Annotated in this window: 13 protein-coding genes and 1 pseudogene; 1 reads left to right on the plus strand and 13 read right to left on the minus strand. The window is 69.4% G+C overall.

Annotated features, from left to right (window positions below; genetic code table 11):
- Positions 1-111: 111 nt before the first annotated feature.
- Complete coding sequence (locus ACWDEN_RS17195) at positions 112-600, plus strand: hypothetical protein (RefSeq protein WP_450859552.1); 489 nt, start codon at positions 112-114, stop codon at positions 598-600.
- A gap of 93 nt (positions 601-693) precedes the next feature.
- Here the strand turns inward: ACWDEN_RS17195 and ACWDEN_RS17200 are convergent, their stop codons facing one another.
- The 13 genes and pseudogenes from ACWDEN_RS17200 to ACWDEN_RS17260 all read right to left on the minus strand — a co-directional run.
- Entirely contained in the window at positions 694-864 is a 171-nt protein-coding gene (locus ACWDEN_RS17200; protein WP_351613433.1) for a hypothetical protein, read from the minus strand.
- Positions 865-1,058: 194 nt separating this feature from the next.
- The gene (locus tag ACWDEN_RS17205; RefSeq protein WP_450859553.1) at positions 1,059-1,379 is read right to left on the minus strand and encodes a hypothetical protein; all 321 of its coding nucleotides are present in this window, start codon (positions 1,377-1,379) and stop codon (positions 1,059-1,061) included.
- 124 nt (positions 1,380-1,503) lie between these two features.
- On the minus strand, positions 1,504-5,715 hold the full coding sequence (locus ACWDEN_RS17210) for a golvesin C-terminal-like domain-containing protein (protein WP_450859554.1): 4,212 nt from the start codon (positions 5,713-5,715) through the stop codon (positions 1,504-1,506).
- Between the two features lie 477 nt (positions 5,716-6,192).
- Positions 6,193-6,579 (minus strand): hypothetical protein, encoded by a 387-nt coding sequence (locus ACWDEN_RS17215; RefSeq protein WP_450859555.1) that lies wholly within the window; start codon positions 6,577-6,579, stop codon positions 6,193-6,195.
- A gap of 36 nt (positions 6,580-6,615) precedes the next feature.
- Positions 6,616-7,566, minus strand: coding sequence for a hypothetical protein (locus ACWDEN_RS17220; protein WP_351613442.1), 951 nt, complete (start codon positions 7,564-7,566; stop codon positions 6,616-6,618).
- Complete coding sequence (locus tag ACWDEN_RS17225) at positions 7,566-8,099, minus strand: peptidase inhibitor family I36 protein (protein WP_351613445.1); 534 nt, start codon at positions 8,097-8,099, stop codon at positions 7,566-7,568. Before ACWDEN_RS17225 ends, ACWDEN_RS17220 begins: the two co-directional genes overlap by 1 nt.
- Positions 8,100-8,463: 364 nt before the next feature.
- Entirely contained in the window at positions 8,464-8,655 is a 192-nt protein-coding gene (locus tag ACWDEN_RS17230) for a hypothetical protein (protein ID WP_351613447.1), read from the minus strand.
- Between the two features lie 172 nt (positions 8,656-8,827).
- Entirely contained in the window at positions 8,828-8,968 is a 141-nt protein-coding gene (locus tag ACWDEN_RS17235) for a hypothetical protein (protein WP_351613450.1), read from the minus strand.
- A 195-nt stretch (positions 8,969-9,163) separates the two neighbouring features.
- Complete coding sequence (locus ACWDEN_RS17240) at positions 9,164-12,154, minus strand: AAA family ATPase (RefSeq protein ID WP_450859556.1); 2,991 nt, start codon at positions 12,152-12,154, stop codon at positions 9,164-9,166.
- Positions 12,151-13,314 (minus strand): exonuclease SbcCD subunit D, encoded by a 1,164-nt coding sequence (locus ACWDEN_RS17245; RefSeq protein WP_450859557.1) that lies wholly within the window; start codon positions 13,312-13,314, stop codon positions 12,151-12,153. Before ACWDEN_RS17245 ends, ACWDEN_RS17240 begins: the two co-directional genes overlap by 4 nt.
- Positions 13,315-13,433: 119 nt before the next feature.
- A complete protein-coding gene (locus tag ACWDEN_RS17250) occupies positions 13,434-14,060 on the minus strand; it encodes a YigZ family protein (RefSeq protein ID WP_450859558.1) in 627 nt (208 codons plus the stop codon).
- A gap of 70 nt (positions 14,061-14,130) precedes the next feature.
- A complete protein-coding gene (locus ACWDEN_RS17255; protein ID WP_450859559.1) occupies positions 14,131-14,673 on the minus strand; it encodes a SixA phosphatase family protein in 543 nt (180 codons plus the stop codon).
- Positions 14,670-15,014: pseudogene (locus ACWDEN_RS17260) on the minus strand (hypothetical protein); the annotation flags it as partial. The gene ACWDEN_RS17255 and the pseudogene ACWDEN_RS17260, both read right to left, overlap by 4 nt.
- Positions 15,015-15,347 lie beyond the last annotated feature (333 nt).

Raw genomic sequence — 15,347 nt, forward strand, 5'->3', positions numbered from 1 at the left:
GCCGTCCCTTCGGGGGGCTGATCGGGCCCTCTCGTGCGGTGGCGCGCCGCCTTGCGGGCGACGCCGAGATGGGTTTCGTTCAACTACCGGAGGGCACGGGGTGAATCAGCCATGATGTGGACGTATTGCGAGCAGTGGAACAACCTCACCGAGAGGCCGATGAACCCACTGACGCTGGACCAGGCTCAAGCCAGGCACACAGCCGACCAGTTATACACCGCTGTTGCCTCCCTCGATGAGCACTCCGCCGCGACGCTGCGCGTGGAAATGCGTCTGGAAACCGGGTACACCTCAGTCATTTTCATGGATGAGCACGGCCGCGAATCCCTTGACTACACCTTCACCCTTATCAACGGCTCCCTGTTCCTGGAGACAGCGACTTCATACGATTACGGCGATTCACAGGAGCGCGGTGGATATGCAGACGCGGAACGCGTGGAATCCTACGGGTTCACCATCGATGGCATCATCCGGCGCATAGTGGAGGTCGATGGCGAGGAATCCGAGGAAAGCCGTCACGGCATTGACGTCACCAGCAACTGGGAGTCGGTTCCGAACTTCGGTGCCTACGGTGCATTGATCCGACGCGACCGTGCTTGACCCTGGGGACTGCCAACTGAAGGAACACCGTCCCTGCGGCCACAATGGTGTCGATGGCGGCCTTGACGGTGTCGGCGTCGGGCAGAGCACGTTTCACTCGGCGGGCTCCGGATCGTGGCGGGCGAGGAACACGGCCGCGGCACTGTGCTGTTCCTGCAGGCGGTGGCGGATGTACGGGGCGAGGTGGTCGCCGTCGGCCAGGGCCTGGAGGTTGGCGAGGGTGAGGGCGGTGTTGCGGCAGGCCAGGGGCTGGCAGTCAGCCATGGCCGGATGTTCGCCAGGGTCGGCGGATGTGCGAGCTCAGCGAGCCGGGCCTCGGCGCCGGCCGGTCCGGTCAGCGTCGGCCGGTCAGCGTCGGTGCCCATCTCGACGAGCAGCTGGCCAAGGGCGAGGGCCTCTTCGGCTTCGACCTCGTCCTGACCACTTGCCGGACAGCCCGCTTCATGAAAGCGCGGAGGCTAGACCAGGAATCCAGCGAATGGGAGGCTGATCGGCAGGAGGATTCCTACTGCGGTGATCACCATTCCTCTCGCCACCGCCCCCTTGGACCCGGCCTTAGTGGCCAGCATGACGACCATGACAAGGTAGGCAAGCACAAAAAGCATGCCTGGAAAGAGCACGCAGAACAGTGCGAACGGCAGGAATATGCCTCCCGATGCGACCGCCATGGACATTTTCCAGGATGTGTTCTCCGCAGCTTTCACGCACAAGCAGGACACCAGCGCGATATAGAGGAGAAAGAAAAAGACATAGACATATATTCCACCATATCCGCCCACAGTGCACACCATTTTCTCTGGAAGTTGGAGGGGGGAGGTTTCTCCCCCCTCCTACGCCCACCACCGCAAGGTGGGGGAAGGTCTCCTTCCCGAGCTTACGAAGGGAGGAGAGCAGCTCTACACACTAGTGCGTGAGGTTGACGCCGAACTCGTTGATGGGGTCGTCGCAGTGGAAGACCAGAGACGGCTGGTTCCCGGGACCGTCTCCGATGAGCGGCACGGGGGGCTTGACGTTCCATGGGTTGCCGCCGCTGCCGCGGTTCTTGGCGTCGCACCGCATATACGCGTTGCCGTCGACCGACTCCATGCCTGGGATGTTGGAGAAGTCCTTCCAGTCGCCTGCGTGGACCCGGTGGTTCGACGGACGGCCAAGGTTGTCGGTCATCTTGTCGTCGACGTACACGTACAGGTCGGGCATGTAGCTCTGGAAGACGAGCCCGTTGGACGGATCGATGTCCTTGTCCTCTTGCAGGTGCATCGGCTTGATACTGCCGTCGGCGCAGAACGCGCCGGCGATGTCATGCCAGATGGGAGGAGCGTTACCAATCAGGCTGCCGAACGTGTTGGTGTCGCCGCTGTTCTTGAAGAACATCGAGTAGACGTCGCCAGCGAAGTTACGCACCGCGTAGTTCGTCTTGAGGCTGGAGTTGATCTCGTCCACCCATGCCTTGACATTGTCGTTGATGTACTTGTGGGCGATCATCGACCGGTAGCCGTGGACGCCGCCGCCGACGGCCCGGAAGTCCACGCACTGCTTCGCGCTGTCCAGGCGGGCGGCCCGGAAGTGCGGGAAGTAGGCCTGGCCGGGGGTGTCGCCGTCCGTGTACGGGTGGGCTTCCTGGACGTTGCCGTATTCGAGAGCGTCCTGTGTGGTGTAGTCGATGTCCGGCGCCGTGATCCCGTAGTCCGCCTCGATCGCCTTCATGATCTTGGTGACGAAGTACGGAAGGTGCGCGTTGCCGACACGGGCCTGGTAGCTGGAGCCCACACTCCCGTCGACTATCTTCCCATCCTCGCCGATGACGAACGTGACCCCCACCTCTGACTTGATCTTGTAGCTGTTGGGGTCCTGAAACGCCTGCGACGCCGGAAGTGACGTATCGGGCCGCCGGTTTGCCATGCCCATCCACACCGGAACCGACATCGCGGGAGCAGACCCGTCAGCAGTGGGCTTGAACCCGCCGGCCTTGATGTCCTTGTACCACTCCTCCGCCGCGTCCCAGGTCTTCTGCCCCGTACACTCGCCCTCTGCCTGCGGCGTGGTGCAGCGCGCCTCATACGTCAGACCCCTGGTGTCGGCCTGGGAGTTGTCCCAGCGCGGCCCTTGATAGGCAAGCCCCATGGCCCAGTCGTACAGGGACACCTCCGACTTCAGCGGACTGACGTTGAGCTGTCCTGCCGCCCAGCCAGGGTCGAGTTCCTGGTTCGGGTCGAAGACCGACGCGGCAGTCAGGGTGCGGTGGACAAACGTGCCCTTGATCGGCTTGAACGCCACGGAGTTCCACGCGATGTCATCGTCGCCGGTGCCGGTCTTGCTGTAGTTCGTCAGGGTCACCTTCGGCGTGGAGGTGAACTTGTAGGCGCCGAGTTGCACCCACTTGCCGTTGTTGGCGTTCTGGTCGACGACCCGAGTGTAGGGGCCGCCCTGGGCTCCGCTGATGGTGTACTGGGCGTTGCGGGTCTGCGCGCCGGTGTCCGGGATGTACGCGTACACAGCTGCCAGGTCGTAGGACTTGCCGGCGGTCCACTCGCCCTTGATGGTCATCCGGTTGTTGTCGCCTCCCAGATGGTCATCGTTGCGGGTGTGGGTGTACCAGAAGTGCCCGCCGTCTCCGCCGCCGATGGAGTACAGATCGGCCCTCGCCTCGTAGTGCTTGTCCCAGTCCGGATAGAACGTGAACTGGAACTGACCCGTGGAGGACGCCTTCCCGCAGTCCGACCAGGTCTCCGTGCCGTTCGGAATCGAGGTCACGACGTCGGACCCCGCCGGCTGCGTACCGCATACCGGCGTGCCGTTCTTGAGCCGGTAACCACGCCCTGGCTCGGCACGCAGGGTCGCGTATTTGATGTTCTCGTTGCCGCAGGTGGTGTCGCAGTCCTTCTTCCAGGTGGCATTGGGCTGGTTCCACCAGAACTGCTTGTAGCAGTCCTCGTCCGGACAGTCGACCGGGCTGGACGGATTGCAGTTGTTCTGAGCGTTGCAGAACGCGTCGAGCGGTGGCGAGACATGCGCCCGGTTGTACTTCGCGCTGCCTTCCACCGTGGCGGGCAGGTTCAGGCCGTTCCAGTAGGCGGGGCGGAACCCGGCGGTGGCGAATCCGGAATCGCCCTTCCAGTCCTGCCGGCCGTCGGTGCCGTAGGAGAAGCCGGTGTCGATGGACCAGGCGGACCAGCCCATCACTTTCTCCTCGTACGGCCAGTACTGCGGGTGTGCTGCGTCGGTGATGTTGTCGGGGTCCAGGTCCACGTTCATGAAGGGGTGGTCCCAGGCACCCTTCTTGTACAGGGGATTGGCCGGGTTGTTGTACCAGCCCAGGCCCCAGTGTCCGCCGTTCTTCGAGGCGGCCGACTTAGGGTTGAAGCCGAGGTTGTAGTTCCAGGCGGCGGTGAACCAGTTCTCCACCTTGGCCGCGTTGTCGTTGTTGACGGTGACCTTCTGCCCGTCGGTGTGGACCTCGTTCCACTTGTCGGCGAGGATCTTCATCGACGCGGCGATGTTCGTCGCGTAGTCGATCGCGATCGCCTTCTGCAGCTTCGGGTCGAGACTGGTCTCGTTGGGCTTCTCGTGTCCCTTCAGCCGCATGCCGTCGGTGACCTGGCCGACACCGTATCCGCAGTCGGACTTGTTCCAGTTGATGCGCCAGTAGCCCAGCAGGGTGTCCTTGGCGTCATGCCCGTAGTAGCCGTCCACGGCTGCCAGCGGGTTGCCCATCTGGCCGGGGATCGCACCGGATTCGGCCTGCCACAGGTTGGACTCCTGCGCCAGGATGCCCAGCATCACGTTCGCCGGGATCTGCCCTCCCCCGTTCAGCTGGGGACGCGGGAACAGGCCCTGCGGGTCGATCGTGCCCAGACCTGCCTGCGAACGCCAGCCGCCCTGGGTGATCCACTGGGAGCGGAGCTGGTTGCGTACCGCCATGTCCACGGCCCACTCGACCTGGTTCGGCGTCGGCTGCAACGCCTGGACGCTCATGTCGTTCCGGGAGACGGAACACCACCGGTCGGTATCCGTGGGATCGTTGGAGACGTCATCCTTCACCCGGCTCACACCGCGCGGTTGGGACGAACCGGCAAGTGCCGGAGAGAGCACGTTCCCGTAACGCGGCTGGACCAGTGTGACGTGCTGGGTGAGCTTTCTCCCCGTGTCCACGGCCGTGGACCTGATGACCGTGGTGGTGTCCTCGACCGCCGACTGCGGAGCCTGCCCGGACCGGTTCCGTACACCGGCCTGCGGCTCGTCGACCTTCGTGAAGCCCTTTCCGGCGGCCTGGATGCGGGTCAGTCCGGCGCGGATTCCCGGCGTGAGTACAGGCTCGACGGCCAGCCGGCCGTGGGAGGAGACGTCGGTGTCTGCCGGAACGTTCAGCCGGCTGACGCCGCTGCCTTTCGTCCGGTCCGTGCCAGGGCGCCCGGTAAGGAAGACGCTTCCCTCGGTACCGGAGACCAGGTCGAGGTCTGCCAACGGCCCGGCTGCCACAATTTCCGGTTTGCCGTGCCCGGTGAACACCTTTGCCTGGCCGGTTGTGGTGCCCTTCCGGTCCATGAAGCCGGTCTTTCCGCCGGGCATGGGCCGGATGTCGAACGGAATGCTGTCGCCGTGGGCAAGCTTGCGGATCCGGCCGTTCTTGCCGACCTGCACCAGGTCCTGGCCCAGACCGGCCACCACGCCGTCGTTGACCGGAGCCGGAGAGGAAACCTGCCCCCGTAGCTCGCCGCTCTTGTAGAGCGTCTTGCCGGCAGTGTCCACCGTGATGACACGCGTCCGCACCTTCGATGCGTCGTTCATCTCGCGGTACTGCGTGAACGCGGCCGTGTGCGTGACGGTGTTGCAGGACGGGTCGAAGTAGGCGAGCGTCCCGGTGAACGGGAGCTTCGTCACGTCACCGGTGCTGGTGTTGATGATCGCCGTGAAGGCACCGCCCTGCATCAGGTCAGGTTTGTTCGTGAACGACCGGGGCGCGTACACAGCAGCCACATGGTCGCGGTCCATCACGCACGTGTTGCCGATCCACGAATCCGCCGGCATACCCGGCTCGGACAAGGCCGCGGCGGTCTTCCACTGGTACGCGTCGGATTCGTCCGCGACAAGAATCTTGAACGATGTCGCGTCAGCCACGCCAGTGACCACCCGGTCCGTGGATGTCTTCCACCCGCCGCCCAGGCTATGGTCCGGATCGGCAACCCGGCTGGCAAGAGACGACGAAGGAGCAGGGCTTGTGGCAGGGCTGTGACCGCCTGGAGAGGTAGGGGCTGCCGTGGCCGGGACGGCTTGCAGCAGGCCGCCCGTCAGCGCCGTACACACTGCAAGGACGGCCAAAGGTTTGAGTGATCGTCTTCTGGATCTCAAAGAAGTTCCCCGAATTTCTGGTGCGATGGGTTGGCCCGTGCCCTGGTCTGCGGGCACGGTTTGACCCGCCCATGGGCGCGCAAGGGCGAATCACATGGGCGGTGGCTTGAGGTTTTCGTGCCGGATACAGAAACCGCCTTGCCCCGGTCGGGAGGAGCGCGGGGCAAGGCGGTCCACTCAGGGGGCCGGTAACGGGCCCCTATTGCTGGCTGCCGGTCTGGGCGAGCATGGTGCCAGGGTTGTGGATCACTCTGAGGTGCTGACGTCGGCGACACGTACCTCGGAGGGTGTGCCATCGGCCGAGGGACGTGGCTTCTCGAACGGTGTGCTGACCGTTCCCTGCACGGACACGCCAGGCTTGATACGCCTGGTCACGGTCTGGGTGGTCCCGTTCTCGAAGTCGAACACCACCGTGAAAGTGACCGCGTGTCCCTCGTCGTTGTGGATGGAGTAGTCGGCGCTGAACACCTGCTTGCCATGCTCGTACCGGACGCCGGAGTCCGTGATCTTCACGGTCTGCGGCGAGCCGGTGTCCGGCTGGGTGCCGGCATTCATGCGGTGCGCGAGCCAGGCTGCCGCCCCGAAGACGACGGCGGCAGCCACGATCCAGCCAACGACAGTTCTCCTGGCCACCACCACGTCTCCTCTGATGTCTGACGGCAGGACGGCTCAGCGTGTCGTGCTGACGCTCGCCAGGACGGCACGTGCCTTCTTGAGCAGCAGGGCATCGCGGGTCTTCGCAGCCTCCAGCTGCTGTTTGTGCGACGTGATCTGCTTGTTCTGGTAGGCGGTTTCCGCCGCGTACCAGGTGGACACCAGCCCGGCGGTGCTCTTGCAGGCGACGTCATCGGTGGCCGTCGACACTTCTGTCTTCTCAGGCTGGACCCCGGTCCTGCCGGGCTGGGCGAACCGGCCCTCGGCGTCGTCCAGGCTCTTCACCTGGTGTCCGTGGCCTGCCATACAGGAGGACCAGGACGCCAGGGCGCGCTGCACCGCGGGCTGGGAGCGGGTGGCCTTGAGGGACTGCCCGGCGAGGTCTCCGGCAGTGTCGGTGGGAAACAGCACGCCCACCTTCTGGTTGGCCTCGGGGATGCACGTCTCGTTCATCGCCTTGTCCCAGCCCTCGGCCGAGGACTCCTGGTCCTCCCGCGCGAGTTCGGCATCCTGGTCCGCCTGGCTCGGCCCGCCGGTGTCCTGGGCCACCGCGAACCCGTGGGCTGCGGCCTTCACGGGATCGGTGATGCCGTAGCGGCGTTCCATGTTCATCTCGTTGTAGGAGGCCGCCGGCTGCGTGCCCATCAGTTTGGGCGTGTAGGAGAACCCGAGTCGTTTCATACACGCCGACTTGACGACGTCCTTGGCGTTCTCGATGTCCACCATGTCGGGATAGCCGAGCATGTACTTCTCCAGCGGAAGCCGCATGCCTTTGGCCAGTCCGGAGGCCACGTCCTGCTTGGGCCAGCTGGCGCGGACCTTCGCATCCGGCAGCTGCATCGCCACCGTCTTCATCTTCTGCTGGCTTCCAGCACTCTTGTCGGCAACCGAGTTGGCGCCGCAGGCCGCCGTGAGGGCGAGGACCGCGCCGGTGGCGGCGAGCACGAGGGGTCGGGTCTGTCGCATCAGGCATACCTCTTGTGAGAACCGTTGTGGTTCTTGATACCGGAGCCCAGGTTTCGGGCGTAGCCGTCGGCCTTGGGAAACCACTGGTTCTCCCCGCCGTAGCCGTCCTCGGAATACACCGAGTACGCGGCATAGGGGTCCTGGTTCCACGCGGATGCGGCATTGTTTTCCACGCCCTGCCCGTCGCCGTCCCCCTTGTAGTGACCGCACGGGTAAGGCATCCCGCCGTACACCTCAGAGGGAAAGTCATCGAAGACGAACCGGACGACGACCGCGCCCCCGTTAACCGTGTAACCGAACTCACTGGAGCGATCACGGCGGGTTGCGAAGCAGGCGCTGTCCGACTGAGTCGTGGTCTCCGACCGCGAGTTGAAGTGGATCCGGAAACAGTGGTTCGGATGGCCCCTGTCACTGGACGTGCAGTCGTTGTGCACGTATGAGGTCACGGCGTAGGCGGGTACTGCGGTGAGAACGCCGGCGGCCAGGGCTGCGACGGTGGCAGCTGTAGCGGCGGCGGATCTGGCGAAACGCAAAGAGCTTCCCCCTCTTTGGAGCGAACGCGTCCGGGAGGCGGATCAGCACCTGGGCGCGCCCCCCGACGCGCGACGTCACCCGGTGGGCGGATGTTTGGTCTGGTCCATTCGCCCACGGCCCGGCCACTCTCGCGCAGCATGTTCATGCCGGTCAAGGGGCGAGAACAGGAGCTATGTCGGCCTGGCGTGAAAGCAACTCCGGCAGCGACAGTCATCCGGAATGCGGTGTTCAAGTGTGCAACCCGGGAGGTACCTGTGTGACTCCTGTGAAACGGAGGGGGGTGCGAGAGGACGTTGGTGCTGCCAGGGATGGCCGGATTCAGCCCCTTCCTCCCCAACATCCGAGCGAAGCGAGAGACAGGAGTCAGGCTCTGAGCATCGAGGCCGAGTACGACCCGGTACCCGCCTGCCAGGCACAGGTGTTCGTGCGGGACGCAAGGTGGTCGAGGTGCGGAATTCCCAACATCCCGACGCGGAACCGCTGGCCATTGTCGACGCAGACTCGGCGCACGGCGAGTTCCCGTTCGTCGGGGCAGGTCACCGGCTCGTCGAGCACGCCTGGATGCTCGACCGGTACACCGGAGAGGTGTTCGGCTGGACTGTCACCCAAACCTGCAGCAGACCCGTTGGACGAGGCCGGCTGCCGGTCTGGAAGTCGTCAACCACACGACCTTGCACTATGAACCCTGACCGGGCCGACGATTGACCCACGTAGTGGCGCACCGTGATCACTTCAAGAGTTCCCGATCGACGCACTGCGCGAGCCCGGGCACGGTGGCCAAGCAGCTGTCGGGGTCGTTCGCCAGGCAGTTCTGCAGGGCGTCCTGGTCGACACCATGGAACGTGGCGGGCAGGCCGTCACGGCGCATGAGGTCCCGCACTGTGTCCTCGAACCCGGTGTGGGCAGGGCGGCCAGCTGGGCCAGCCCGCAGCGCAGACCCTGCGCGGTTCACAGATCCGGGACAGAAGGGCAAAGAAGATCAAGGAAAGGGGCGGAAAGAGAGGGACAAATCACCCTTGAGTGCCCACGATGTACTACCGGCGCCCGCAGTGTCTGATCGCCGTCAGACGCCCCGCTGCCGCAGCACCGACCCCGATCTGCCCTTCACCACCTCCAGTTGGGCGTGGATCCGGCGGCGCAGGTCGGGCACATGGCTGACGATGCCCACACTGCGGTCCCGCTCCCGGAGTGAGTCCAGGACGTCGAGGACCTCGTCCAGGGTCTGGTCGTCGAGGCTGCCGAAGCCCTCGTCGATGAACAACGTGTCGAGGCGGACGCCGCCGGCCTCGTCGGTGACGACGTCCGCGAGGCCGAGGGCGAGGGCGAGGGAGGCGAAGAAGGTCTCGCCGCCGGAGAGGGTGGCGGTGTCGCGTTCGCGTCCGGTCCAGGCGTCGACCACGTGCAGCCCGAGCCCGCTGCGGCCGCGCCCGCTGCGGTCGTCGGAATGGACGAGGGTGTAGCGGCCCGACGACATGCGCTGCAGCCGGGCGGTCGCGGCGGCGGCGACCTGCTCCAGACGTGCCGCGAGCACATACGACTCCAGCCGCATCTTGCGGTCGTTGTCGGCGGAGGTGCCCGCGGTGAGGGCGGCGAGGCGGGCGACCCGGTCGTGCTCCTCGCGGAGCGGGCCGAGCCGGCGTACGGCCTCGCCGGCGCGCGCGGAGAGACGGTCCAGCTCGGCGCAGCAGCGGGCCGCCGCGTCACGCGCGGACGCCGCCTCGCGCAGCCGGTGTTCGGCCGCGGCGGCCGCGCGCTCGGCCGTGGCCGGGTCGGCGGGCGGACGCTGGGCGGCGGCCGCGGTGTCGGCCTCCGCCAGCACCGCGCGTACGGCGGCCTCCTCGGCCTGCCAGGCGTCCAGGCGGTGCTGCAGCTCACGGTGGGCCGCGGAGTCCAGGAGGGCGGCGGCCGCGGCCTGCGGGGTGTCGAAACCAGCCCGGTAGGCGGCGTCGGCGAGGCGGGCGTCGGCGTCCTTCAGGCGCTGGGCGGCGTCCTCGGCGGCGCGTACGGCGTCGGCGGCGTCGGTGAGCAGCGCCGCCTGCCGCTCCAGCTGCGCGGCACGGGCGGCCACGCTGCCCGAGCCGCCGCGCGCCGTGGCCAACTCGGCCTCCAGCTGGGCCTGTTCGCGCTCCAGGGTCTCGCGCCGGGTGAGTCGGGAGGCGGCCCGTACGGCGGCCTGCTGGCGGTCGGCGAGGCGCCGCTCGCGCTCGTGCTCGGCGCGCCGCAGCTCCTCGTGGGCGGCGTGCAGCGCGGAGGCGTCGCGGCGGGCGCGGGCGTACTCCTGCTCCAACTCGGCAGCGGTCTCCTCGAGTCGGGCGGTGGGCGCGTCGCCGGCCTCGGCGGTGGCGGCGGCGAGGGCCTCGCGGACGACGCCGAGCCGCCGCTGGTCCTGCGTGTGCTGCTCCTCGGCGCGCTGGTGGGCGGCGAGGGCCCGGTCCTCGGTCTCGCGGTCGACGTGTCCGGCGACCTTGCGGGCCGGCGCCGGGTGTTCGGTGGCTCCGCAGACGGCGCAGGGCTCGCCGTCGGTGAGGCGGGCGGCCAGCTCGGCGGCGATGCCGTCCAGGCGCTGTTCCTTGAGGTCCAGCCAGTGGGCGCGGGCGTCGAGGGCGCGTTGCTCGGAGGCGAGTGCCCGGCGCTGTGCGTCCTCGAGGTCCGCGGCCAGCTGGTCGCGGGTGCGGGCCGCCTCGAGGCGCCCGCGCATCGGTTCCCGCTGGACGGCGAGCTGTTCGGCGCGGGTGGCGGCCTCCTGCGCGGAGTCGACGCGGGACTGCAGCGCCGCGCGGGTGGCTTCCCACCCGGCGAGCCAGGCCTCGGCCTCGCGCAGCACGTCCTCGTCGGCGCACTCCTGGCGGTCCAGCCCGGACCGCTCCTCGGCCAGCTCGGCGAGCCGGCGTTCGGCGCGCCGGGCCGCGTCCAGGCCGCCCAGCTCCTCGGCGGCTCGGCGGGCGGCGGCGGCGAGTCCGCCCGCGCCCGCGTCGGCGTAGGAGTCGGGGAGCATGCCACGCGCGCGTGCCTCGGCCGCGGCTGCCCTGCGGTGCTCCTCCTCGGCCGCCTCCCGCAGCTCCAGCGCGGGCGCGACCGCCTCCGCCTTGCGGGACCGCTCCATGCGCCGCTGGGCCTCCTGATGGGCGCCGGCCCGCTCCTGCAGCCGCGCGGCGCGCTGCCGGGCCTCGGTGAACCGGCTCTGCAGGCGGGCGAGTTCGCGTACCTCGTCCAGGGCGCGCCGGGTCGCGGCATGAGCGGAATCGGCGGCGGCGAGGCGGCAGTGGGCGACGGTGAGGCGTTCGCGGGCCGTGGCGCGGGCGACGGCGGCGGCGCAGAGGACGGCGTCGGCCAGGCCCGGGTCACCGGGGGCCAGCTCGGGGAGCTCCATGGCGTCGCCGGCCTCCTGCTGCATGCGGTGGGCGTCGGCGAGCAGCGCCGCGTCGCCCTCCCGCACGCGTGCCTCGGTGGCCCGGCGACGCTCGGCGAGGCGCTTTTCGGCGTCGGCGAAGCGCTGGGTGTCGAAGAGGCGGCCCAGCAGCCGGCCGCGGGCCTCGGCGTCGGCGCGCAGGAAGCGGGCGAACTCGCCCTGGGGCAGCAGCACGACCTGGCAGAACTGCTCGCGGCTCATGCCGAGCAGCTGGGTGATCTCCTCGCCGATCTCCTGGTGGGAGCGGCTGCGGTCCTTCCAGGCGCCGGCCTCGGCGTCGTACTCGCGAAGCCAGGTCTGGGCCTTGTCCACGGTGGTGCCGGTGCCGCGCAGTTTGGGCCGCTCCCAGGGCGGCTGCCGGGTGATCTCGAGGCGGCGGCCGGCGACGGTCAGCTCCAGGCGGACCTCGGTGCGGGTGCGCGGCTCGGCGTGGTCGCTGCGCAGCTGCATGCCCTGGCCGTTCTGCCGGGCGCCGGGGACGGAGCCGTACAGGGCGTAGCAGACGGCGTCCAGGACGGAGGTCTTGCCGGCGCCGGTGGGGCCGTGCAGCAGGAAGAGCCCGGCGGTGGACAGGGCGTCGAAGTCGACGCTCTGGGAGCCGCCGAAGGGCCCGAAGGCGGTGACGTCGAGCCGGTGCAGCCTCACCGGGCCGCCTCCCGCACGGCGGCGTCGGCGCGCACGGCGTCGAAGGCCTCACGCAGGACGGCCGCCTCCCGTTCGTCGGGCCCGGCGCCGCGCACATGGGCGACGAAGTCGTGGGCGATCTGCTGGTCGCTGCGGCCCGCGAGGCGCCGGGCGTACGAGACCTGGGGGTCGTCCGGCGCGCGCTCGGGGGCGAAGACGAGGCTGAGGGCGTGCGGGAAGCGCTCGGTGAGCCGGGCCATGGGTTCGGCGGGGCGGACCGCGTCGGTGAGGGTGGCCTCGATCCAGGCGTCCTCGTGGCGCGTCAGCGCCGGGTCGGCGAGGAGGTCGTCCAACCCGCCCCTGATGCGGGCCAGCGGGCGCGGCACCGGGCAGTCGACGCGCTCGGCGTGGACGCGGCCGTCGCCGTCGAGGTCGACCAGCCACATGCTCTTGCGGTGGTCGGCCTCGGAGAACGAGTAGGCGAGCGGTGAGCCCGAGTAGCGCACGCGCTCGGTGATGGTCTGGCAGCCGTGCAGATGGCCGAGCGCCACATAGTCGACGCCGTCGAAGACCCCGGCGGGTACGGCGGCGACCCCGCCGACGGTGATGTCCCGCTCGCTGTCGCTGGCCTGGCCGCCGGTGACGAAGGCGTGGGCGAGCACGACCGAGCGGGTGCCCGGCTCGCGGGTGGCGAGGTCGGCGCGGACGCGGTCCATGGCGGCGCCGAGGACGGCCTCGTGACCGGCCCTGTCCACCGCGAACTCGTCCTTCACCAGGGCCGGTTCGAGGTACGGCAGACCGTAGAAGGCGACCTCCCCATGGGCGTCGGCCAGCACGACCGGGGTGCCCGCGGCCGACGGCTCGGTGCGCAGGTGGATGCCGGCACGGCCGATGAGCCCGGCGCCGACGCCGAGCCGACGGGCCGAGTCGTGGTTGCCGGAGATCATCACCGTGGGCACGCCGAGGTCCGCGAGGCGGTGCAGGGCGTCGTCGAACAGCTCGACCGCGGCGAGCGGGGGCACCGCACGGTCGTACACATCGCCCGACACGACCACCGCGTCCACCGCGCGCTCGCGCACGGTGGTGACGAGGTGACCGATGAACTCGGCCTGGGCCCCGAGCATGTTCACCCGGTGGAAGGCCCGGCCGAGATGCCAGTCGGACGTGTGCAGGAGTCTCATGATCCCCGAGACTAACGGCCGGGTCTGACATCACGGGCGGTTACTCCCGTAACGGCCCGACACGGCAGGCCAACTTGGGTGGTTTTTACCCGATCAGGGCTGAGTGTCAGGCATCTCCGTCAGGCATCTCCGTAGGCTTCGCCGCCCAGTTCGAAGCCGGCCGTGCCCGCCGTCGCGTCCGCGAGCCACGCGCGGAACGCGTCCACGTCCGCGTCCGGCAGGCCGATCTCGATGGTGACCGCCTCGCCGTAGCGGACGTCGCGGACCTCGCGTCCGGTGGCGCGCAGGTCGTTCTGGACCTTGCCGGCGCGCTGGTGGTCGACGGTCACCGTGGCCAGCCGGAAGCGGCACCGGGTGATCGTGCCGAGCGTGTCGAGGGTCTCGCCGACGGCGCCGCCATAGGCGCGGATGAGCCCGCCGGCGCCGAGCTTGACGCCTCCGTAGTAGCGGGTGACGACCGCGACGACGTAGCGCATCTCACGGCGCAGCAGCATCTGCAGCATGGGGACGCCGGCGGTGCCGCCCGGTTCGCCGTCGTCGCTGGCCTTCTGCACGGAGGCGTCGGCGCCGATGACGTACGCCCAGCAGTTGTGCGTGGCGTCGGCGTGCTCCTTGCGCACAGAGGCGATGAAGTCCTGCGCCTCCTGCTCGGTGGCGGCCGGGGCGAGGGCGCACAGGAAGCGGGAGCGGTTGATCTCGATCTCGTGCACGCCCGCGTGGGCGACTGTGCGGTACTCGTCCTGCATCCCGCAAGCCTATGCGGTGCCGGGGAGCGGGCGGCGACGGGCGCACGCCGTCGCGCACGCGCGCGTGGTGCTACGTCTTCTGGCCGCGCGCCACGATCAGCGAGGTCAGAAGCGCCGTGCCGGGGCCGAGGGCTGGCCAGCCGGCGCCGTACCAGGAGAGGACGGCGATCGCGGACGTGGGGAACTTCGTCCGCACCCGCTCCAGCGTGTCGTCGAGGCCGTCCCGCGCCAGCTCCAGGATCAGCTCCTCGAGACCGGGGTTGTGCCCGACCAGCAGCAGTGTCTCGACCTCGGGCGGCGCCTCGCGGACCACCTCCAGGAGCTCGGGTACGCCGGCCGCGTACAACCGCCGGTCGTAGCGCACCGGCGGCGGGGTGCCCCACTCGGCCGAGGCCAGCTCCCAGGTGCGGCGGGCGCGTACGGCCGGGGAGCACAGGGCGAGGTCGGGCAGGCAGTCCGCCTCGGCGAGGGCGCGTCCGGCGGCCGGGGCGTCGCGCAACCCGCGCGGCGCGAGCGGCCTGCGGTGGTCCTCGACGCCCTCGGGCCAGGCGGACTTGGCGTGCCGCAGGACCACCAGCCGGCGCAGCGGGCGCGAGCCGGCCCGCGCCATCACGAGAGGCTCCCGAGGTCGCGGGCGAGGTCCAGGGCCAGCAGACGGTCTGCGTAGACGTACGTCTCGAAGCGGGCTCCGTCGGGCAGATCCGGGGCGCTCTCGACGGCCCGCAGCACCTCCAGCACTCCGGGCAGGTCGAGGTCGTCCTCCCACGCCGAGCGCAGCCGTGCCCGCACCTCGTCGGGTACCGGCCGCGAGGGCTGCCGCGCCCACCCCGCCACGGCCCGCCGCCACCGGACCAGCCGCCCGGCGGCCTCCTCCAGCACGGCGGAGTCCAGCCGGACAGGCTCACCACGGGGGACGGAGAGCAGAGCCAGCCGAAGAGCGGAGGGGTCGGGGAGAGCGGCGAGAAGGGCGGGGAGCGGGGGGTGGGGGGCGGGTTCGGGGGCGGATTCGGGGGCGAGGCTGGGGCCGGGCTCGGGGCCATGCCCGGGGGCGGGTTCGGGGGCGCGACGAGGGCCAGGCTCGGGGGCGCGGCTGGGATCGGGCTCGGGGGCCCGGCTGGGGCCGGGCTCGGGGGCGGATTCGGGGGCGCGGCTGGGGCCGGGCTCCGTGGCGCGGCTGGGATCGGGCTCGGGGGCCCGGCTGGGGCCGGGCTCGGCGCCATGCCCGGGGGCGGATTCGGGGACATGCCCAGGGGCGGGCTCGGGGGCTCGATTAGGGCCAGGCTCGGA

The sequence above is a fragment of the Streptomyces sp. NPDC001153 genome (genome assembly GCF_053598315.1).